This window comes from Mediterraneibacter torques, assembly GCF_044591705.1.
Classification (GTDB): domain Bacteria; phylum Bacillota; class Clostridia; order Lachnospirales; family Lachnospiraceae; genus Mediterraneibacter; species Mediterraneibacter torques.
On the sequence record NZ_CP172594.1, the window covers coordinates 1,646,541 to 1,666,296 of the forward strand.

Annotated in this window: 19 protein-coding genes and 1 pseudogene; 13 read left to right on the top strand and 7 right to left on the bottom strand. The window is 48.9% G+C overall.

The features are described from left to right. Positions 1 to 53: 53 nt before the first annotated feature. The 6 genes from ACH9UM_RS07665 to ACH9UM_RS07690 all read right to left on the bottom strand — a co-directional run bounded on the left by ACH9UM_RS07665 (position 54) and on the right by ACH9UM_RS07690 (position 5,238). Positions 54 to 839, bottom strand: a complete 786-nt coding sequence (locus tag ACH9UM_RS07665; RefSeq protein ID WP_009321374.1) for a YoaK family protein — start codon at positions 837 to 839, stop codon at positions 54 to 56. Between the two features lie 106 nt (positions 840 to 945). Then, positions 946 to 1,338 carry a PaaI family thioesterase gene (locus ACH9UM_RS07670; RefSeq protein ID WP_004845332.1) on the bottom strand — a complete coding sequence of 131 codons (393 nt, stop codon included), beginning with the start codon at positions 1,336 to 1,338 and terminating at the stop codon, positions 946 to 948. Between the two features lie 6 nt (positions 1,339 to 1,344). Next, the gene (locus tag ACH9UM_RS07675) at positions 1,345 to 1,770 is read right to left on the bottom strand and encodes an aspartate carbamoyltransferase regulatory subunit (protein WP_004845331.1); all 426 of its coding nucleotides are present in this window, start codon (positions 1,768 to 1,770) and stop codon (positions 1,345 to 1,347) included. Continuing rightward, the gene (gene pyrB / locus ACH9UM_RS07680) at positions 1,764 to 2,711 is read right to left on the bottom strand and encodes an aspartate carbamoyltransferase (protein ID WP_009243212.1); all 948 of its coding nucleotides are present in this window, start codon (positions 2,709 to 2,711) and stop codon (positions 1,764 to 1,766) included. Before pyrB ends, ACH9UM_RS07675 begins: the two co-directional genes overlap by 7 nt. Then, positions 2,708 to 4,009 carry an adenylosuccinate synthase gene (locus ACH9UM_RS07685; RefSeq protein WP_004845329.1) on the bottom strand — a complete coding sequence of 434 codons (1,302 nt, stop codon included), beginning with the start codon at positions 4,007 to 4,009 and terminating at the stop codon, positions 2,708 to 2,710. Before ACH9UM_RS07685 ends, pyrB begins: the two co-directional genes overlap by 4 nt. After that, the gene (locus ACH9UM_RS07690; protein WP_009243213.1) at positions 4,003 to 5,238 is read right to left on the bottom strand and encodes an argininosuccinate synthase; all 1,236 of its coding nucleotides are present in this window, start codon (positions 5,236 to 5,238) and stop codon (positions 4,003 to 4,005) included. The genes ACH9UM_RS07685 and ACH9UM_RS07690 overlap by 7 nt, the downstream gene beginning before the upstream one ends. Positions 5,239 to 5,363: 125 nt before the next feature. On the opposite strand from ACH9UM_RS07690, the gene ACH9UM_RS07695 reads away from it, so the two are divergent. Continuing rightward, the gene (locus ACH9UM_RS07695; protein ID WP_004845327.1) at positions 5,364 to 6,260 is read left to right on the top strand and encodes a LysR family transcriptional regulator; all 897 of its coding nucleotides are present in this window, start codon (positions 5,364 to 5,366) and stop codon (positions 6,258 to 6,260) included. Between the two features lie 81 nt (positions 6,261 to 6,341). Here the strand turns inward: ACH9UM_RS07695 and ACH9UM_RS07700 are convergent. Then, positions 6,342 to 7,808, bottom strand: a pseudogene (locus ACH9UM_RS07700) (DUF4368 domain-containing protein); the annotation flags it as partial. 179 nt (positions 7,809 to 7,987) lie between these two features. On the opposite strand from ACH9UM_RS07700, the gene ACH9UM_RS07705 reads away from it, so the two are divergent. The 12 genes from ACH9UM_RS07705 to ACH9UM_RS07760 all read left to right on the top strand — a co-directional run bounded on the left by ACH9UM_RS07705 (position 7,988) and on the right by ACH9UM_RS07760 (position 19,752). Beyond that, positions 7,988 to 8,206, top strand: a complete 219-nt coding sequence (locus tag ACH9UM_RS07705) for a hypothetical protein (RefSeq protein WP_002604486.1) — start codon at positions 7,988 to 7,990, stop codon at positions 8,204 to 8,206. Positions 8,207 to 8,334: 128 nt separating this feature from the next. Continuing rightward, the gene (locus tag ACH9UM_RS07710; RefSeq protein ID WP_002604485.1) at positions 8,335 to 9,279 is read left to right on the top strand and encodes a DUF6017 domain-containing protein; all 945 of its coding nucleotides are present in this window, start codon (positions 8,335 to 8,337) and stop codon (positions 9,277 to 9,279) included. Positions 9,280 to 9,315: 36 nt separating this feature from the next. Then, a complete protein-coding gene (locus ACH9UM_RS07715) occupies positions 9,316 to 9,789 on the top strand; it encodes a PcfB family protein (protein WP_002604484.1) in 474 nt (157 codons plus the stop codon). Further along, on the top strand, positions 9,786 to 11,567 hold the full coding sequence (locus ACH9UM_RS07720) for a VirD4-like conjugal transfer protein, CD1115 family (RefSeq protein WP_002604483.1): 1,782 nt from the start codon (positions 9,786 to 9,788) through the stop codon (positions 11,565 to 11,567). Before ACH9UM_RS07715 ends, ACH9UM_RS07720 begins: the two co-directional genes overlap by 4 nt. A 67-nt stretch (positions 11,568 to 11,634) precedes the next feature. Continuing rightward, entirely contained in the window at positions 11,635 to 11,850 is a 216-nt protein-coding gene (locus ACH9UM_RS07725; RefSeq protein WP_002604482.1) for a Maff2 family mobile element protein, read from the top strand. Between the two features lie 85 nt (positions 11,851 to 11,935). Continuing rightward, entirely contained in the window at positions 11,936 to 12,787 is an 852-nt protein-coding gene (locus ACH9UM_RS07730) for a VirB6/TrbL-like conjugal transfer protein, CD1112 family (protein ID WP_003502113.1), read from the top strand. A 10-nt stretch (positions 12,788 to 12,797) separates the two neighbouring features. After that, the gene (locus ACH9UM_RS07735) at positions 12,798 to 13,346 is read left to right on the top strand and encodes an MT-A70 family methyltransferase (protein WP_002604480.1); all 549 of its coding nucleotides are present in this window, start codon (positions 12,798 to 12,800) and stop codon (positions 13,344 to 13,346) included. A 1-nt stretch (position 13,347) separates the two neighbouring features. Further along, the gene (locus tag ACH9UM_RS07740; protein WP_002604479.1) at positions 13,348 to 13,740 is read left to right on the top strand and encodes a PrgI family protein; all 393 of its coding nucleotides are present in this window, start codon (positions 13,348 to 13,350) and stop codon (positions 13,738 to 13,740) included. Continuing rightward, positions 13,700 to 16,096 carry a VirB4-like conjugal transfer ATPase, CD1110 family gene (locus tag ACH9UM_RS07745; RefSeq protein ID WP_002604478.1) on the top strand — a complete coding sequence of 799 codons (2,397 nt, stop codon included), beginning with the start codon at positions 13,700 to 13,702 and terminating at the stop codon, positions 16,094 to 16,096. The genes ACH9UM_RS07740 and ACH9UM_RS07745 overlap by 41 nt, the downstream gene beginning before the upstream one ends. Continuing rightward, the gene (locus tag ACH9UM_RS07750; RefSeq protein WP_002604477.1) at positions 16,093 to 17,049 is read left to right on the top strand and encodes a site-specific DNA-methyltransferase; all 957 of its coding nucleotides are present in this window, start codon (positions 16,093 to 16,095) and stop codon (positions 17,047 to 17,049) included. Before ACH9UM_RS07745 ends, ACH9UM_RS07750 begins: the two co-directional genes overlap by 4 nt. Further along, entirely contained in the window at positions 17,046 to 19,016 is a 1,971-nt protein-coding gene (locus ACH9UM_RS07755; RefSeq protein ID WP_002604476.1) for a C40 family peptidase, read from the top strand. The genes ACH9UM_RS07750 and ACH9UM_RS07755 overlap by 4 nt, the downstream gene beginning before the upstream one ends. Positions 19,017 to 19,029: 13 nt before the next feature. Continuing rightward, positions 19,030 to 19,752 (top strand): phosphoadenosine phosphosulfate reductase family protein, encoded by a 723-nt coding sequence (locus ACH9UM_RS07760; RefSeq protein WP_002604475.1) that lies wholly within the window; start codon positions 19,030 to 19,032, stop codon positions 19,750 to 19,752. The last annotated feature ends 4 nt before the right edge of the window (positions 19,753 to 19,756 follow it).

Below are 19,756 nucleotides of genomic sequence, written 5' to 3' on the forward strand. Positions count from 1 at the left end.
TGTAAAAATCGCGACGTCGGAGTTTTATTCATTCGACGCCGCGATTTAATTTGTTATTGAGAATCTTTATTATGCGGTGATTTCATAACCGATATATCTTCCCCGACCTGGTGACCTATATTCTTTATCTGCTTTTCAATGTCCCACAGATCTTTCTGTATCGTTTCTTCCTCGACGCTAATTTCCGGGTGTTCTTTCATTTCTTCTCTGATAAACATCAGGCAAAAACTGACCAATAGAAGCAGGCAGGAAAACCAGATCGTATGCGCTCCGAACAGAACAACAAATTGACCGCCGATTCCAGCGCCAACAGCAAATAGGAAAATGATTTCCCAATAGCGCAAAGCTTTCCCTAAAACATTTCTATCATGTGTTCTGATGTATGCAGAAAGTGCTTCCATGCCGCTACGCATATTTCCGATACACATGGTGCTGGCAAACGCGTAACCATTCACCTTTCGGAATGTCTGCACCTGCATAGCGCAGGAAAAAGATACCAGTGCATTAGCCAGCATATCAAGACTTTGCGGAAGAAAGCTTACCAAAAACAGCAGAATCATTTCCAGTAGCAGGACAATCTGCCTCCAGTGGATATTCTGCACATTCTGATATTTTCCCCGTATCTGCTCTGCAACAATGATGCCTATTGCAAATGCTGCCAACGGAACAAAGTAGTGTGCGCTCTGCAACCAATTACGCTCACAGATGTTTTGACTAAGTAATACGATATTCCCGGTCTGAGCATTGGCGAACACCTTGCCCCGGAACACATAGGTATAGGCATCTTGCAGGCCGCCTGATATTGACAAAAATGCGGCAGTTGGGAAAGATTCGGACATTTGTCCCTGATGCTGGCATTTTATAATTCCATGCAAATGTGTTCACTCCTTGATGTATAACTAAAGATACCTCTATGTATGTATTCTCAAAATAGCAGAAGCCTGACTATGTTTGGCATCCTGAAATACAATACATATCAACCATACCATCACAAAGAAGATGATCATCTTGATCGGTAATGCTGATATGAAAGTAAGCCATGTGCTTACCGCGCTTTATGATTTCAGCTTTTGCAAAGATTGTCCCTGACTGTACGTTATGCAGGAAATTGATATGTGCGCTTTGCGTTACATAATCTCTACCATCCATTCTGGCAAAAATTCCCGCCACGCAATCTGCCATTGCATATAACAATCCTCCATGTACGTGTCCATGAAGATTCATAGATTCGGCAACCAAGTTTACCTTTACCACACAGCAATCCGGGTCAACTTTGCATATTTGAATATGGTTATAAGACATAAAAGGATTGCCTTTTTCGTATGCAGAAAAATCCATATGGTATCACCTCTGTACCGGCAGTTCCTGATTACAGTAAAGGCAGCGGTACTTCCCAGAAGGAGACAGTTTGAAAATATGGTCGCATCCTGCCTCAATACTGGTAATACATCGTGGGTTTGTGCATTTAACCACATTTCGCAATATCTCTGGCATATCAGGCTGACATTTTCGCTCCACTACTCCGTCTTTGATATAGATTAGTGTAATTCGCCGATCCAGATAGCCTAAAATCTCCAGCCGCTCCGGAAGGTTTGAACCTTCGATCTTAATCAGATCTTTTGTTCCATATTTCTCACTGCGCACAGATTGCAGCAGCGCAACCGCCTGATGTTTGCTCTCCAGATGGAGCAGCCGGTAAATTTCCATACCGCGCCCAGCGGGGATATGGTCAATAACCACACCATTTTGAATGGGTTCTACCTTCAGCATTTTAACACCTTCTCTCCAGTCACAGGATCGGCAATTCCCAACAGAGCCATAATTAGTGCCATGCGAACATAAACGCCATTCTGCACCTGATCAAAATAAGCGGCACGGGGATCATCATCTACCGTCCGAGTAATTTCATCGACACGAGGCAGTGGATGCAACACAGGCATATCCGGCCTAGCCAATTTCATTTTTTCAGGGTCAAGCGTGTAGATGCTCTTTAGCCGAATGTAATCTTCCTCATTAAAAAAACGTTCTTTCTGCACTCTGGTCATATATAACACATCCAGCTTAGGGAGTGTGTCCTCCAAACTGCTGACCTCCCAATATAAGGAATTTGCCGGGTGCAATGTATCCTCCTTCAAATATTCGGGAATGCGAAGTTCCTCTGGCGAGATAAAATAAAACTGATTTCCTAAAAAACGAACAAGATTGTTGACCAAAGAATGCACTGTCCGGCCGAACTTCAGATCACCGCAAAAACCAACGGTCAGATGATCCAACCGTCCCATGCGCTGGCGAATCGTCAGCAAATCAATTAAAGTTTGTGTAGGATGATTATGGCCTCCGTCACCAGCATTTATGACAGGAACTTTGGAAAACATGGAAGCGCGAAGCGGAGCACCTTCTTTTGGGTGGCGCATAGCTATAATATTGGAATAGCAGCTGACTACGCGAGCTGTATCAGCAACCGTTTCTCCTTTGGTTGCACTGGACTGTTCTGCTCCGGAGAAGCCGAGCGTCTGCCCGCCCAGACTTAGCATGGCAGATTCAAAAGAAAGCCGGGTTCTCGTACTGGGTTCATAAAATAAGGTCGCCAGCTTTTTGCCGTCAGCCACATGCGCATACATCTCCGGAGCGGCGGCAATTCGATCAGCCAAATCCAGGACTGCCATCGTTTCATCGTCATTGAAATCGGTTGGTTCAATCAGGTGTCTCACAGCCATTCCCCCTTTATCAGATATTCTTCGCGCTTTGCGCCGACAGAGATAAACTGGATCTCGTGATCAAGTAATTTTTCCAGCGTTTTGATATAATTTTTTGCAGCATCCGGCAGTTCCTCCCAGCGACGGCAAGCGGAAATGTCCTGTTTCCAGCCGGGAATGAAGCTGATAACCGGTTGATATTCTTCCAGATTTTCCGTAGGAACAAAGGTGTCTGTTTCTTTGCCTTTGTACAAATATCCCGTAATGATGGGAATTTCCTGCATATAACTGAGTACGTCTAACTTAGTCAATGCGATTTTGTCAGCGCGTTGGCATTTTAGGCCGTACCGGCTTGCAACCGCATCAAATGGCCCAACCCGGCGTGGGCGGCCTGTTGCAGCGCCATATTCACCGCCGGCCTTGCGCAGGGATTCCTTCCATTCTTCAGGCATAGCGTTCTCGGCCACAAATGGGCCTGCACCAACGCACGTTGAATAAGCCTTTAACACACCGACCACATGGTCAGGCTGCACGCCAGGAATTCCCGCTCCAATCGGCCCATAGGCCGCAATCGTTGTAGAACTGGAAGTGTAGGGGAAAATGCCATAGTCAATATCACGCATAGCGCCAAGCTGCGCTTCCAAAACCATCTGTTTTCCTGACGATAACGCTGTATCCAAATAATTTCCGGTATCACAGATATAGGGTAAAAACTCCTTTGCCTGCTTCTGGCACCAGGCAAGCAGGGCCGGATAAGACATTGGCTCCTGATGATAGCAGCCTGCCAGTTCCAAATTTTTTGCTTCCAGCATGGTTTTTAGACGAACCTGTATATATGGCTCATCTAAATGAAGCAGATCACCTAAACGCAATGTTTTTTTGCGATACTTATCGCTGTAGGCATAAGCAATTCCCCTGCGAGTAGAGCCGAAAGCAACTCCGCTCTGCGCAAGACGTTCTTCCTCCAAATCATCTTGTATCCGATGCCACGGCATGGAGATGGTTGCACGAGCGGACAGTTTGAAATTTTGAGGTGTTACAGACACCCCTTTGCCGCGAATATCGGCAATTTCATTGGAGAGATGCTCTAAATCAACTACCATACCATCCGCAAGAACACACACCACATTGGGATGAAGAATCCCGGATGGTAGCAGATTCAGAATAAATTTTCCCTGTTTGGTTACGACCGTATGCCCGGCATTATTTCCCCCCTGGTAACGCACGACAATATCCGCCCGCTCTGCCAGCAGATCAATAACCCGTCCTTTCCCTTCATCCCCCCACTTGATACCTGTCACCGCAGTCAGCATTTTTCTGCCTCCCTTCTATTTCGGGCATTTACAGACGCCTGTATACGGGTAGGCAGCCCCAAAAGACGGATGAAGCCAGTAGCATCGGACTGCTGATAGCCCTCTCCTTCATTAAATGTGACAATATCCTCGCTATACAAAGAATATGGGGACCACACACCTGAATTGATAATGTTGCCCTTATATAACTTCAGACGTACTTTTCCGGTGACGGTCTGCTGCGTCTCTGTCACAAATGCAGACAACGCTTTGCGCAGCGGAGAAAACCACTGTCCGTCGTAAACCAACTCACCGAAGCAAATAGACAATTCCTTTTTCTTATGGGCAGTTTTTTTGTCCAATGTCAGTGTTTCTAATATCTCATGCGCTCTATACAGAATGGTTCCGCCCGGTGTCTCGTACACTCCTCGGCTTTTCATACCAACCAGACGGTTTTCCACCACATCGTACAGGCCAATACCATTACAGCCGCCAATCTCGTTTAGCTTAGAAATAATGTCTGATGATTTCATTGCCTTGCCGTTCAACTTAACAGGTACGCCTTTTTCAAAGTCCAGCTCCACATATGTAGGAGTATCCGGCGCTTTCAGTGGAGAAACGCTCATTTCCAGAAAACCTTCTTTTTCATACTGCGGCTCATTACCTGGGTCCTCCAAATCCAATCCCTCATGAGAAAGATGCCAAAGATTTTTATCCTTTGAGTAATTGGTTTCTCGATTTATTTTCAAAGGAATATGATGGGCTTCGGCGTAATCAATCTCCTCATTGCGGCTTTGAATATCCCATTCCCGCCACGGTGTAATGATTTTCATTTCCGGCGCAAAGTGCATAATGGCCAGCTCAAATCGCACCTGATCGTTGCCCTTTCCGGTGCTGCCGTGGCAAACAGCATCCGCCCCCTCTGCCTTTGCAATTTCCATGACACGCTTAGCCAGAATAGGGCGGGCAAGGCTGGTTCCCAATAAATACCCTTCATAATCAGCTCCCGCCTGCATAGTAGGAATAACAAACTCATTAACAAACTCATCCGTTAAATCCTCGACATAAAGTTTGCTGGCTCCAGAAGCCACTGCTCGCTGTTTCAAATCATCCAATTCATCGTCTTGTCCAACATTTCCACAGACAGCGATCACTTCACAGTTGTCATAGTGTTCTTTCAGCCACGGGATAATAACGGAGGTATCCAGACCACCGGAATATGCCAGCACAACTTTTTTGATTTCACTCATACTAAAGCACTCCTTCACTTGTTTTTGGAACCAAAATCTATTATACTGGACAGGCAGGAATATGTAAAAAGTATTATTGATATAGTGATCATCAGCAATTAGCATATCAGAAAGAGGATGCCTGGATGGATGTCAACTTTGAATATTACAAGGTTTTTTATTATGTAGCCAAATACAAGAATTTCACAAAAGCGGCTCATGCACTGGGCAGCGGACAGCCCAACGTTACCCGCGCCATGAACTGCCTGGAGCAGCAAACGCACTGTACGTTATTTATACGCACCAATCGAGGTGTTCAACTGACCCCAGAAGGAGAAATGTTGTTCACTCATGTCGAAGCTGCCATTTCTCAGATACAAACAGCCGAAACCGAACTAAATGCGCACAGTGGTTTGGAGCATGGAAGTATTTCAATCGGAGCCAGCGAAACCGCATTGAATATCTACCTGCTGGATATATTGAAGCCCTTTCACATGAAGCATCCCGGTATTCGCTTGAAAATATATAACCATTCCACTCCGCAAGCCATCCGCTCTGTTAAAAACGGTGAAGTTGATTTTGCTGTTGTATCAACGCCGACCAACGTGGATACCTCTTTGAAGGAATTGCATTTGCGGCCCTTCCGTGAAATTCTTGTGGGCGGCAAAACTTTTACGGCACTGGGCAGCCAGGAGCTGACACTTGCCGAACTAAAAAATTATCCGTTGATTTGCCTCGGAAAAGAAACTATGACCTGGAATTTTTATCATAAATTGTTCCTGTCCCACGGGTTGGAGTTGATACCAGACACGGAAGCAGCTACCACAGATCAGATTTTACCTTTGGTAAAAGCGGAATTAGGGCTAGCTTTTCTTCCAGAACCAATGGCGAAGGAAGCACTTCAGCAACGTGAGATCTTCCAGATTCATCTGCGGGAAACAATCCCTGAACGTCAGATTTGTATGGTATATGACAGGAAACGTCCATTGAGCGCTGCTGCTCAAAATCTTAAAACCGGTATTTTGGAAACAATGGCCTTTTAGGATGCTATAAATAACACATACATTTTTATCTTTTCCAAATATCAAAAAGTCCTCCCCGGTACGGGGAGGGCTGTACTGTCTTTATGCTGCAATCTCCGGGATTTCCCCGACAAAGTTATAAACGATTTTGACTTTCTGCACCTTCTGTCCGTCCACCTTCTTGACCTCGCCAATCAGAATCCGGCTGATAAGCCGGTTCAGCATTGCCTCGTCCAGTTCCTCAATAGCGGAATAGCGCCGGATTTCCTTGATAAAGGTACGGACTTCGCTTTCCTGTGCGTCCGCCCGGCTCTGCATCATCGCCAGGTCATGCAGACGCTTCTGGTTGGATTCCTGCTCCTGTTCCAGCGCCGCCGTCAGTTTCATAAACCGCTGTTCGGTCAGGATGCCTTTTGCCTTATCCGTGTACAGGCTTAAAAACATCACATCAATTTCCTGATTCCGGGCTTCCAGCCGTTTCCGTTCCTTCTCGGTCTGAGAAGCGTCTACCAGATACCGGCGCTCCATCCGGCTGCTGAGGTGCTGATAGAACGCATCGGCGTCCTTCATGGCCTGCGCCGCCAGCTCCTGAATGTCTTTCAGCACCAGATTGTATAAATCTCTGGCCTCGATCTTGTGGCTGGAGCAGACCTTGCATCCCATGCGGTTATAAGTCTGGCAGATATAGTACGCCTTGTCAATCGGTTCCCGCATCTCGCCGGTGAACCGGTTCTTCCCGGTTCTGCCGACCTTTTCATACCGCACCTGCATGGACTTCCCGCAGGTAGCGCAGTAGACCAGCCCGTGGAACAGATTATAAAAGGGGCAGGCATTGCCTTTCATGATAGGTGGTTTGCGGTCAATGATAGCTTGTACCTGTTCCCATTCCTCCGGCGTCACAATCGCCTCATGGCAGCCCTCGATCACTTCCCACTGGTCACGGGGGATAATGTCATAAGTGTTGGAGCGGATGCCCTTCTGGTGTGTCCGAAAGACCAGATGTGCGCCCTTATAAAAGGGATTCCGCAGGATATGGCTGATCCTTGCGCCGCCCCAAGAGTAATAGTTGGCGTCAAACTCCGTATTGGCCTTGACATGGGTGATGGGGATTTTTTCTTCCATCAGCCGTTTGGAAATCCTCATGCAGCCCAGCCCGTCAAGGGCATAGTCATAGATTTTACGGATGATCGGCGCTGTCTCCGGGTCAATGATAAGATGCCCTTTGTCCTCCGGGTCACGCATCAGGCCGAAGGGCGGCGTCCCTCCGCAGAACTTTCCCTGCCGGGAGCGGGTCGTGATGCCCGCCAGCACCTTTTTAGAAATATCCCGGCTATACATATCGTTCAGGATATTCTTGAAGGGCGTAATGTCCATCTCCTGACGGGTCAGGCTGTCCACGCCGTCCGTGATGGCGATATAGCGCACATTGTGTTTGGGGAAAAAGATTTCGATATAGCTGCCAGCTTCAATATAATTCCTACCAAGTCTGGATAGGTCTTTGGTGATGACGCAGCCGATCTTCCCTGCCTCAATGTCAGCGATCATACGCTGGAAGGCAGGGCGGTTGAATAATGAGGTGTGATAGCGATAGCGGCAAAAAGCTAATAAAATCAATGGTTTTGCGGACAGCGGATAGACAGGGAATGTGTTAAAAACTGAATACGCACACAAACGGCGTTACCTTAACCCCTTTGGGGGAGAAAGTAACGCCGTTTTTTTATGCCCGCAGGAAAGGAGGTGCAGCCGGAATGTATTTCACAAAGGGCAAGCAGCGGGCGTTTGAATTGCTCATGCAGCAGAAGCCGGGATTTGACCGCTATCAATCCGGTTGTGCCGGAGATGATGAAGATTGCGGCACTTGCCGTTTCTACCGCCCCGGGTGGAAATATGAGTTTTGCGTTTTCAAAGAGTGTCCCTATTGCCCCGGCAAAAGGACGCGGAAAACGCACGCCAGCATGGACAAATAGACGGGCAAAAGCCCTTGTGCCATGCGGCTTTGCAGACGCGAAAACGGCAAAGGGCATATTGCAATACCAAAACAGCCGAAAACGGCTTTCTAATTGTCCACGCATACCAAGAGAGGAAGTGAGGAAATATGGCAGTTTTCAGAGTGGAGCGAAATACGGGATATACCGTTATGAGCAACCACCACTTGCGAAACAAGGAATTGTCCTTAAAGGCAAAGGGCTTGTTGTCGCAAATGCTTTCGCTGCCCGAAGATTGGGATTATACCCTTGCGGGCTTATCCCATATCAACCGGGAGAAGATCGACGCAATCCGCGAAGCGGTAAAGGAACTCGAAAAAGCCGGATATATCGTGCGCAGCCGGGAGCGCGACGAAAAGGGACGCTTGCGGGGCGCAGATTACGTCATATACGAGCAGCCGCAGCCGCGAGAGCCGGAAGCAGCTACCAGCGGCGGACAGCCGCCTATATTGGATTTACCTACATTGGAAAATCCAACATTGGATAATCCAACGTTGGAAAAACCTACGCAGGAAAAACCTACGTTGGAAAATCCAACGCAATTAAATAAAGATATATTAAGTAAAGAACAATCAATTACTGATTTATCAAGTACCGATTCCATTCCTTTCCATTCCCTAAACCCCTTGCCCTTTGCGCATGGCGAAGCGGCTACGCCGCCGGAAAGGAAAAGAACGGAAGCGAAAAGCAATAGCGCAGTAGAGATTTACAGGGAGATTATCAAGGACAATATCGAATACGACCATCTCATTCAAAACTGCAAAATTGACAAAGACCGTTTGGACGAGATTGTTGACCTTATGCTGGAAACCGTCTGCACAGCCCGAAAGACAATCCGTATTGCCGGGGACGACTACCCCGCCGAATTGGTGAAATCCAAGTTTTTGAAGCTGAACAGCAGCCATATTGAGTTTGTTTTGGATTGCATGAGGGAGAACACAACCAAAGTGCGCAACATCAAGCAGTATCTAAAAGCGGTGCTGTTCAACGCGCCGAGTACCATTGACAGCTACTATACCGCCCTTGTCAATCACGACTTATACGGCGGCGAATGAGCATAGCCGCACTTTACCGGGAAAGGAGTTGATACCTTGCAGGAGGAAGTAACCCAAAAAACGATTGCCCTATACGTCAAAGTGGGAAAAGGCGCGGCGCGGCTTACCGAACAGGCGTTACAGAAAGCAATCCAAAAGTTTTTGGAGCAGAAAAGCAAACCCGCGCATGGGAAACAGACCATGCGGCAGCTTATGAAGCAGAACGCGGGTGTTTCCAACATCGAGATCACCGACAGCAATATTAAAGCCTTTGAGAGTACGGCGAAGAAATACAACATAGATTTTTCGCTAAAAAAGGTTAAGGGCGAGCAGACCCGTTACCTTGTGTTTTTCAAAGGCCGGGACGCGGACGTTATGACCGCAGCGTTTCAAGAGTTTTCCGCAAAGAAGCTGAACCGGGAGAAAAAGCCCTCTATCCGCAAAGCCCTTGCCGCTGCAAAGGACAAGGCGAAGCAGCTTAACGCCGCCCGCGACAAGGTAAAGAAAATGGACAGGGGGCGCGAGATATGAAGCAGATCAACTACAAAAAGCTGATACTTCCGAATATCCCCTATGTGTTCTTTGTCTATCTCTTTGATAAAGTCGGACAGGCGGTGCGGCTTGCCCCCGGCGCGGATATTTCTGCAAAGATACTGAATATCACACAAGGATTTTCCGCAGCCTTTGAAAACGCCTTGCCGAGCGTTTACCCGTTGGATTTGCTTGTCGGCATTGTCGGTGCGGTGATTATCCGCTTGATAGTCTATGTCAAAGGGAAAAACGCGAAGAAATACCGCAAGGGCGCGGAGTACGGCTCTGCCCGATGGGGAAACGCCGAAGATATAAAGCCCTACATAGACCCGGATTTCCAAAACAACATCATTTTGACGCAGACGGAACGGCTTACCATGAACAGCCGCCCGAAGCAGCCGAAGTACGCGAGAAATAAGAACGTCGTCGTGATCGGCGGCAGCGGCAGCGGAAAAACAAGATTTTTTGTCAAACCTAATCTAATGCAGCTTCATTCCTCTTACGTCTTAACCGACCCGAAAGGTACGGTTTTGATTGAGTGCGGGAAGCTGCTGCAACGGGCGGGCTACCGCATTAAGGTACTGAATACGATTAACTTCAAAAAATCTATGCACTACAACCCCTTTGTGTATATCCGCAGCGAGAAAGATATTTTGAAGCTGGTAAATACGTTGATAGCGAATACCAAAGGTGAGGGAGAAAAAAGCGCGGAGGATTTTTGGGTAAAGGCAGAACGGCTTTTGTATTGCGCGTTGGTGGGCTACATCTGGTACGAAGCCCCCGCCGAGGAAATGAACTTTATTACCCTGTTGGAACTTATCAACGCCAGCGAAGCCCGCGAGGACGACGAGGAATATCAAAGCCCCGTCGATTTGCTGTTTGCCGACTTGGAAGAACGCGACCCCGACCATTTCGCGGTGAAGCAGTACCGAAAATATAAATTGGCGGCGGGCAAAACCGCAAAATCAATCCTCATTTCTTGCGGTGCGAGGCTCGCTCCTTTTGATATAAAGGAATTGCGCGATCTTATGTCCTACGACGAATTAGAACTTGACACGTTAGGCGACAGAAAAACAGCTTTGTTTTTGATTATGAGCGATACGGACAGCACGTTTAATTTTGTTATCGCTATGCTGCAATCGCAGTTATTTAATCTCTTGTGCGACAAGGCCGACGACGAATACGGCGGCAAGCTGCCGGTTCATGTTCGCTGCCTGTTAGACGAGTTTGCAAACATTGGACAAATCCCGCAGTTTGAAAAATTGATTGCCACAATCCGCAGCCGGGAAATCTCGGCTTCTATCATTCTGCAATCGCAGAGCCAGCTAAAAGCCATTTACAAGGACGCGGCAGAAATCATACTTGACAATGCCGACAGCACCTTGTTTTTGGGAGGGCGCGGGAAAAATGCAAAGGATATTTCGGAGAACTTGGGACGTGAAACAATCGACAGTTTCAACACTTCCGAAAATCGCGGCACGCAGGTTTCTCATGGCCTCAATTATCAGAAATTGGGAAAGGAGTTGATGACACAGGACGAAATCGCAGTTATGGACGGAGGAAAATGTATTTTGCAGTTGCGCGGCGTGCGCCCCTTTTTCAGCGATAAGTACGATATAACGCAGCACCCGAACTACAAATACCTTTCCGACTTCGACAAGAAAAACGCTTTTGACGTTGAACGGTATATGTCCACCCGTCCGGCAATCGTAAAGCCCGACGAACCCTTTGACATATACGAAATAGATTTGTCCGACGAGGACGCAGCCGCCGAATAAAAACGGCGGCATTTTTATTTCCAACAACATTTTTTGAGCCGTTTTAGCGGCAGAAAGCGAGGTTTATATGGATTTTTTCAACAGCGCAGTTGACGTATTGCAGACTTTGGTAATCGCGCTTGGCGCAGGACTTGGCATTTGGGGCGGCATTAACCTCATGGAGGGGTACGGCAACGATAACCCCGGCGCGAAGTCGCAGGGCATGAAACAGTTGATGGCGGGCGGCGGCGTTGCCCTTATCGGCCTTACCCTTGTCCCGCTGCTCTCCGGCCTGTTTGGATAATGCCACAAACTAACACTACCCGCCGCGCTCTCCCGCTTCACGCGGGAGGGCGCGGGAAAGGAGGGATTAGCTTTTGATATGGCAGATGATTGAAGATTGGTTTCGCGGCATTTTGACAGACGGAATACTCTCTAATCTCTCCGGGCTGTTCGACAGCGTAAATACAGAGGTTGGAGAAATCGCAACGCAAGTCGGCACAACCCCCGCCGGGTGGAACGCGGGCATATTCAATATGATACGCAGCCTATCGGAAAACGTCATTGTGCCGATTGCGGGCGTTATCATTACCTTTGTCATGTGCTACGAACTAATCCAGCTTGTAATTGAGAAAAACAATCTGCACGATCTCGACACTTGGATTTTCTTCAAGTGGATTTTCAAAACCTTTGTTGCGGTGCTGCTGGTAACAAATACTTGGAACATCGTCATGGGCGTATTTGACATTACACAGAGCGTCGTCAACGACAGCGCGGGCGTTATCATATCCGACACAAGCATAGATATTGCAACCGTTATCACCGATATAGAAGCAAAGCTGGACGCTATGAGCGTCGGCGGGCTTTTGGGGCTATGGTTTCAATCACTCTTTGTGGGGCTTACCATGAAAGCGTTGTCTATCTGTATCATGCTGGTGGTGTACGGGCGCATGATTGAAATATACCTTGTAACGAGTATCGCCCCTATCCCCGTTGCGACAATGGTAAATCGTGAATGGGGCGGCATGGGACAGAACTACTTAAAATCCTTGCTTGCCCTCGGTTTTCAGGCTTTTCTAATTCTTGTGTGCGTCGGTATTTATGCGGTTTTGATACAGACAATCGCAGCAACCGATGACATATCCGGCGCGATCTGGTCTTGCATGGGCTATACCGTCCTCTTGTGTTTTACGCTTTTCAAAACGGGAAGCCTTGCAAAATCCGTATTCAGCGCGCATTAAGGGGGTGCAGATGAAGAAATACAAAATCATTTACGCCGATCCCCCTTGGAGATACGCGAGAAGCAAGGTACAGGGCGCAGCGGAAAAGCACTATCCCACTATGAGTATTGAGGAACTTTGCGCTTTACCCGTCAAAGAAATTGCGGATAAGGACTGTATTTTATTCCTATGGGCGACGTTCCCGCAGCTTAAAGAAGCGTTGCAGTTAATCAAGGCTTGGGGATTTACCTATAAATCCGTTGCCTTTGTATGGTTAAAGCAAAATCGGAAATCGCCCACTTGGTTTTATGGCTTGGGCTTTTGGACGCGAGGAAATGCGGAAATCTGCTTGCTTGCTACCAAAGGACACCCGAAGCGACAATCAAACAAGGTACATCAATTTATTATTTCCCCTGTTGAGCAGCACAGCAAAAAGCCGGATATAACGCGGGAAAAGATACTTGCCCTTATGGGCGACCTACCGCGTATTGAACTGTTTGCAAGGCAGCATACCCCTGGTTGGGACGTATGGGGAAATGAAATCAAAAGCGACATACGGTTTGCCGGAAAGGAGGTTTGAAATGGCGTATGTAACCGTCCCAAAGGATTTAACCAAAATCAAGAGCAAGGTAATGTTCAACCTTACCAAAAGACAATTACTCTGTTTCGGCGCGGCGGTGGCTATCGGGCTACCGCTATTCTTTTTGACAAAGGACAGCGCGGGAACGACAACGGCGGCTTTGTGCATGGTGCTTGCCATGCTGCCCATGTTCCTACTCGCTATGTACGAGAAGAACGGGCAACCGCTGGAAGTGATTATACGGCAATTTGTGGAAGTGAAGTTTCTTCGCCCCAAAGAGCGACCTTATCAGACCAACAATTTTTATACCGCCCTTGCGCGGCAGGAGCGATTAGATAAGGAGGTACGGGCGATTGTCAAAGGAAAAGGGAAAGACCCAAAACAAAAAGCGTAAACTTACGCGGCAGGAAAAGAAACAGATCGACGCGCTTATCCGGCAGTCAAAGGGCGACGGGAAGCCCCATACGGCGCAGGACAGCATACCGTTTGAACGAATGTATAAGGACGGGATTTGCCGCCTTGCAAACGGGCGGTATTCCAAGTGCATTGAGTTTGAAGATATTAACTATCAGCTTGCGCAGCCGGACGACAAGACCGCCATTTTTGAAGCCCTTTGCGATATGTATAACTCTTTTGACGCTTCTATCAGTGTGCAGCTTTCCTTAATCAGCCGCCATGCGAACAAGGAGGATTTCAAGAGCAGTATCACGATTGCCCCACAGAATGACGACTTTGACAGTATCAGAGCCGAATACACCGAAATGCTGCAAACACAGCTTGAACGCGGCAACAACGGGCTTATCAAGACAAAGTTTCTCACCTTTACCATTGAAGCAAAAGATATTAAATCGGCGCGGGCGCGGCTTGCCCGTATCGAAACGGACACCCTCAACCATTTTAAGGTGATCGGCGCGGCGGCGCGGGTATTGGACGGGAAGCAGCGGCTTGAAGTGCTGCATGGGCTTTTCCACCCGGACGGGGAACGCTTCAACTTTGCGTGGGAATGGCTACCCGTAAGCGGCCTTTCCGTCAAAGACTTTATTGCCCCGTCCTCTTTCCGTTTTGGCGACGGGCGAATGTTTCAAATGGGCGGGAAGTTTGGCGCGGTTTCCTTTTTGCAGATTGCCGCGCCGGAACTTTCAGACCGTATGCTTGCCGACTTCATGGAAGCGGAAAACGGGATTGTCGTCAATCTGCACATTCAGAGTATCGACCACAACGAAGCGATCAAGACGATCAAGCGGAAAATCACCGACCTTGACCGTATGAAAATCGAGGAACAGAAAAAGGCAATCCGCAGCGGCTACGATATGGATATAATTCCGTCCGACCTTGCCACCTACGGCGGCGAAGCGAAAAACCTTTTGCGGGATTTGCAGAGCCGGAACGAGCGAATGTTTTTGCTTACGCTGTTAGTTTTGAATGTGGCAGACACAAAGCAGAAATTGGACAACGACGTATTTCAGGCCGCAAGTATCGCACAGAAATACAACTGTATGCTCACCCGCCTTGACTACCGGCAGGAACAGGGGCTTATGTCCTCTATCCCATTGGGCGAAAACCTAATCCAAATCCAGCGGGGCTTGACGACTTCCAGCACCGCCATTTTCGTCCCCTTTACGGTACAAGAGCTGTTCCAAAGCGGCGAAGCGTTGTATTACGGCTTAAACGCATTATCGAATAACATGATTTTGTGCGACAGGAAAAGGCTGAAGAACCCTAACGGCTTGATACTCGGCACACCCGGCAGCGGCAAGAGTTTTTCGGCAAAGCGCGAGATCACCAACGCTTTTCTCATTACCGCAGACGATATTATCATTTGCGACCCGGAAGCGGAATATTACCCCCTTGTGGAACGGCTGAAAGGGCAGGTTATCAAGGTTTCGCAGAACAGCACGCAGTACATTAACCCGATGGATATAAACCTCAATTACAGCGAGGGCGACACGCCCATAGCCTTAAAGAGCGATTTTATCCTTTCCTTTTGCGAGTTGATTATGGGCGGCAAAAACGGGCTGGAAGCGGTTGAAAAGACTTTGATTGACCGCGCCGTTATCAGCGTGTACCGCAGCTACCTTGCAGACCCGAAGCCGGAGAATATGCCGATTTTGGGCGACCTCTACAATGAAATCAAGAAGCAGCCGGAAAAGGAAGCGCAGCGTATCGCGTCGGCATTGGAACTCTATGTAAATGGCAGTTTGAACGTGTTTAACCACCAAACAAACGTTGACATTCACAACCGCCTTGTCTGCTTTGATATTAAAGAACTCGGCACCCAGCTACGAAAACTCGGTATGCTCATTGTCCAAGATCAAGTTTGGAACAGAGTTACCATAAACCGCAGCGAAGGCAAGGCGACGCGGTACTATATCGACGAGTTTCATTTGCTGCTCAAAGAGGAACAGACCGCAGCGTACAGCGTTGAGATTTGGAAGCGTTTTAGAAAATGGGGCGGTATTCCGACAGGTATCACCCAAAACGTGAAAGATTTGTTATCGTCCCGCGAGGTGGAGAACATTTTTGAAAACAGCGATTTTGTGTATATGCTCAACCAAGCCCAGGGCGACAGGGAAATCCTTGCAAAGCAGCTTAACATTTCGCAGCAGCAAATGACCTATGTAACCCATTCCGACGCGGGCGAGGGGCTTATCTTCTATGGCAACGTGATTTTGCCCTTTATTGACCGTTTCCCGCAAGATACGGAACTCTATCGTGTAATGACGACCAAACCCGGCGAGGTGTCGGCATGAGGATAGAAATGGACAAAATCTATTGCGGCGACAGCTTGCAGGTGCTTCAAACCTTGCCGGAAAATGCAGTTGATTGTTGCGTAACGTCCCCACCCTACTATGCCTTGCGGGACTACGGCGCAGACGGGCAGATCGGACGGGAAGCAACGCCGGAGGAATATGTTTCCCGTATTACGGCGGTATTCCATGAGGTAAAGCGGGTGCTTACGCCGGAGGGTACTTGTTGGCTGAATATCGCGGACACTTATTGCGGCACAGGCAGCAAAGCCGACCACCAAGACCCCAAATACCCCAAAGGCAGGAACGGGCAGCAAGTGGCGTTTAACCACCGCGCCCCCGGCTGCAAGCCCAAAGATTTAATTGGTATTCCGTGGCTTGTAGCCCTCGCCTTGCGGGGCGACGGTTGGTATTTGCGCAGTTCTATCATTTGGCACAAAACAAACCCCATGCCGGAAAGCACGCGGGACAGGCCGACCCGCTGCTATGAATATGTGTTTCTGCTTACCAAGTCAAAGAAGTATTATTACGATTGGCAAGCAGTAGCCGAGCCGATAGCCCCCACAACGGCGGGGCGGCTGAAAAGCGGAGTTAGCAAAGGAAATAAGTATAACGTTACTGTTCCGGGGCAAAACCAACCGCAGAAAATCAACCGCCCCCGCGAAAAGGGCGCATACGCCGACGAGTTGATTTCTCCCGTCCGCAGCCGCCGCAACGTTTGGCAGATTAACAATGTCGGCTATCATGGCGGGCATTTCGCAGCGTTCCCGCCGAAACTTGCGGAAACGTGCATTTTGGCGGGCTGTCCCATCGGCGGGATTGTCCTTGACCCCTTTTTCGGCAGCGGCACGACGGGCATGGTAGCAAAACGGCTTAACCGCCGCTATATCGGCATTGAGTTAAACCCCGACTATTGCGAACTTGCAAAACAGCGGATTGGAGGTGATGAAGATTGAGCAAGGAACTGAAAGCCCCCGACAAGGTAACGCAAAAAATGACCCGCGACGGTGCGGTTGCGGAAAACCTCACGACGGGCGAAACGTCCAGTATCAGCGAAAGGCCGCAGGAAGAAAACTATTCAGCCCCCGCAGGGGTGGCAGCGGAAAAGGTTGTGCAGCATATCGGCGCAGAGATTGAGCGACACGCAGCAAAAGGCGCGGAGAAAAAAGCCCTTGACGCGACGCAGCCTAAAACCCATTCTTCCCGCTTGCAGTTTTCCGAAGCGGAACGGGCAACGCCGGAACTTCAAAAAGCGATCAAGAAATCGGATAAGGCGGCAGACTGTTTAGACGCAGCGCGGGCGGCTATCCCCAAGCAGACCAAAATCAAGAAAGAGCGCGTTTTTGACGAAGCGAAAGGCAAGGCAAAGACGCGCCTTTCCTTTGAAAAGACGGATAAGCCCCCAAACGGCAAGTTGCGGCATAACCCCTTATCCCGTCCGGCACAGGAGTTAAACAGTACCGTACATGGGAAAATCTACGAGGTAGAGAAAGAAAACGTCGGTGTGGAAAGCGGGCACCGGGTAGAACTTGCCGGAGAGAAAGCGGGCGGCATGGCGGCGCGGGCAGTTAAGGGCGGCATACGCCGCCATAAGCTGAAACCCTACCGGGCAGCGGCGGCAGCGGAAAAACAAGCGGTAAAGGCAAACGCAGATTTTCTCTATCAAAAGGCGTTGCACGATAACCCCGCGCTTGCGCACTCCAACCCCATTTCCCGTTTTTGGCAGAAGCAGCGCATTAAAAAGCAGTATGCAAAAACGCTGAAAGCGGGCGGCAAAGCGAAAAAAACCGCTGAAGCCACCGCAAAGGCGGCGAAGAAAACCGCGCAGGAAACCAAACGGGCGACGTTCTTTGTTGTCCGGCATTGGAAAGGCTGCTTGATTGTGGGCGGGATTGCCTTTATCGTGCTGCTGCTTTTCGGCGGGCTGTCCTCTTGCTCCCTCTTTGGCGGCAACAGCGGCAGCGGCTTGATTGCGTCGTCCTATCTCTCCGAGGACGCGGATATAACGGGCGCGGAAAGCGCGTATGCCGCTATGGAAGCCGAGTTACAAGATATGCTGGACAATATCGAAAGCGAATACCCCGGCTATGACGAATACCGGGTAAACGCGGACGAGATCGAGCATGACCCCTATGTGCTAATTTCTATCCTTTCCGCGTGGCATGAGGGCGTGTTTACACTCGATGAAGTGCAAAGCACCCTTGAAATGCTCTTTGAGAAACAGTATATCTTGACGGTCGAGGAAGAAGTACAGGTACGCTACCGCACCGAAACAAGGACGGACAGCGAGGGCAACCCCTATACGGTTGAAGTCCCCTATAACTATTACATTCTTCATGTGGATTTGGAAAACTTCAACCTCTCCCATGTCCCCGTTTACATCATGGGCGAAGAACAGCTATCCATGTACGCTATGTATATGTCGTCGCTGGGAAACAGACCCGACCTTTTCCCGCAATCCGGCTATGTGTCTAAATACTATGAAAACCCGCCCGCCGATTATGAAGTACCCGCCGCGCTGCTGGGTTCCGATGAAAAGTTTGCGCGGCTCATGGAGGAAGCAGATAAATACGTCGGTTTTCCCTATGTGTGGGGCGGCAGCACCCCGGAAACCTCTTTTGATTGCAGCGGCTTTGTGAGTTATGTGTTGACGAACAGCGGCCTATACAATACGGGCAGACTTGGGGCGCAAGGGCTTTACAACATCTCAACCCCTGTTTCTAACCCGCAGCCGGGGGATTTGGTGTTCTTTACGGGTACATACGACACCCCCGGCGTTTCCCATGTGGGGATTTATGTGGGCGAGGACGGGGACGGAAGCCCCGTCATGCTGCATTGTGGCGACCCTATCCAGTATTCAAAGCTGGACACCAGCTATTGGCAATCCCACTTTTACGCCTACGGGCGGTTAAATTACAATTAAAAGGAGTTGAAAAATGAATATTGTATCTTTTGGCGGCGGCACGAATAGTGCCGCCTTACTTATTGGCCTATACAAGCACAAAATCCCGATTGACCTTATCACCTTTGCCGATACGGGCGCGGAACACCCGCATACCTATCAATTTATCGAGATAATCAATCAATGGCTTGCGGAACACGGTATGCCGCAGATTACCGTTGTGCAGTATGTTGACCGCTACGGCAACCGCCTATCTCTTGAAACCGAGTGCTTGCGCTCTCATACGCTCCCGTCGATTGCCTACGGGCATAAGCGTTGTTCGCAGAAACACAAAATCGCACCGCAGGAAAAGTTTTGCAACCACTATGCGCCTTGCCGCGAAGTATGGCAGCGCGGCGAGAAAGTCAACCGCTATATCGGCTATGACGCGGGAGAAGTGAAACGGTATGAACATTCCCGCAAGTACAACGAAGCCGACAAAAAATATCATAACCGCTACCCCCTCATTGAAGAATGGGGCTGGAACAGGGACGATTGTATCCGGGAAATCAAAGCGGCAGGATTGCCGCAGCCGGGTAAATCGTCCTGTTTCTTTTGTCCGAGCATGAAGAAACAAGAGATTTTATATCTCAAAGAACACTATCCCGATCTATTTAACCGGGCGGCGACTTTGGAAGAAAACGCTATGCCCTATCTTAAAACCGTTAAGGGATTGGGGCGCAGCTATTCATGGAAAGAACAGTTTGGAAAGGAGTAAATGA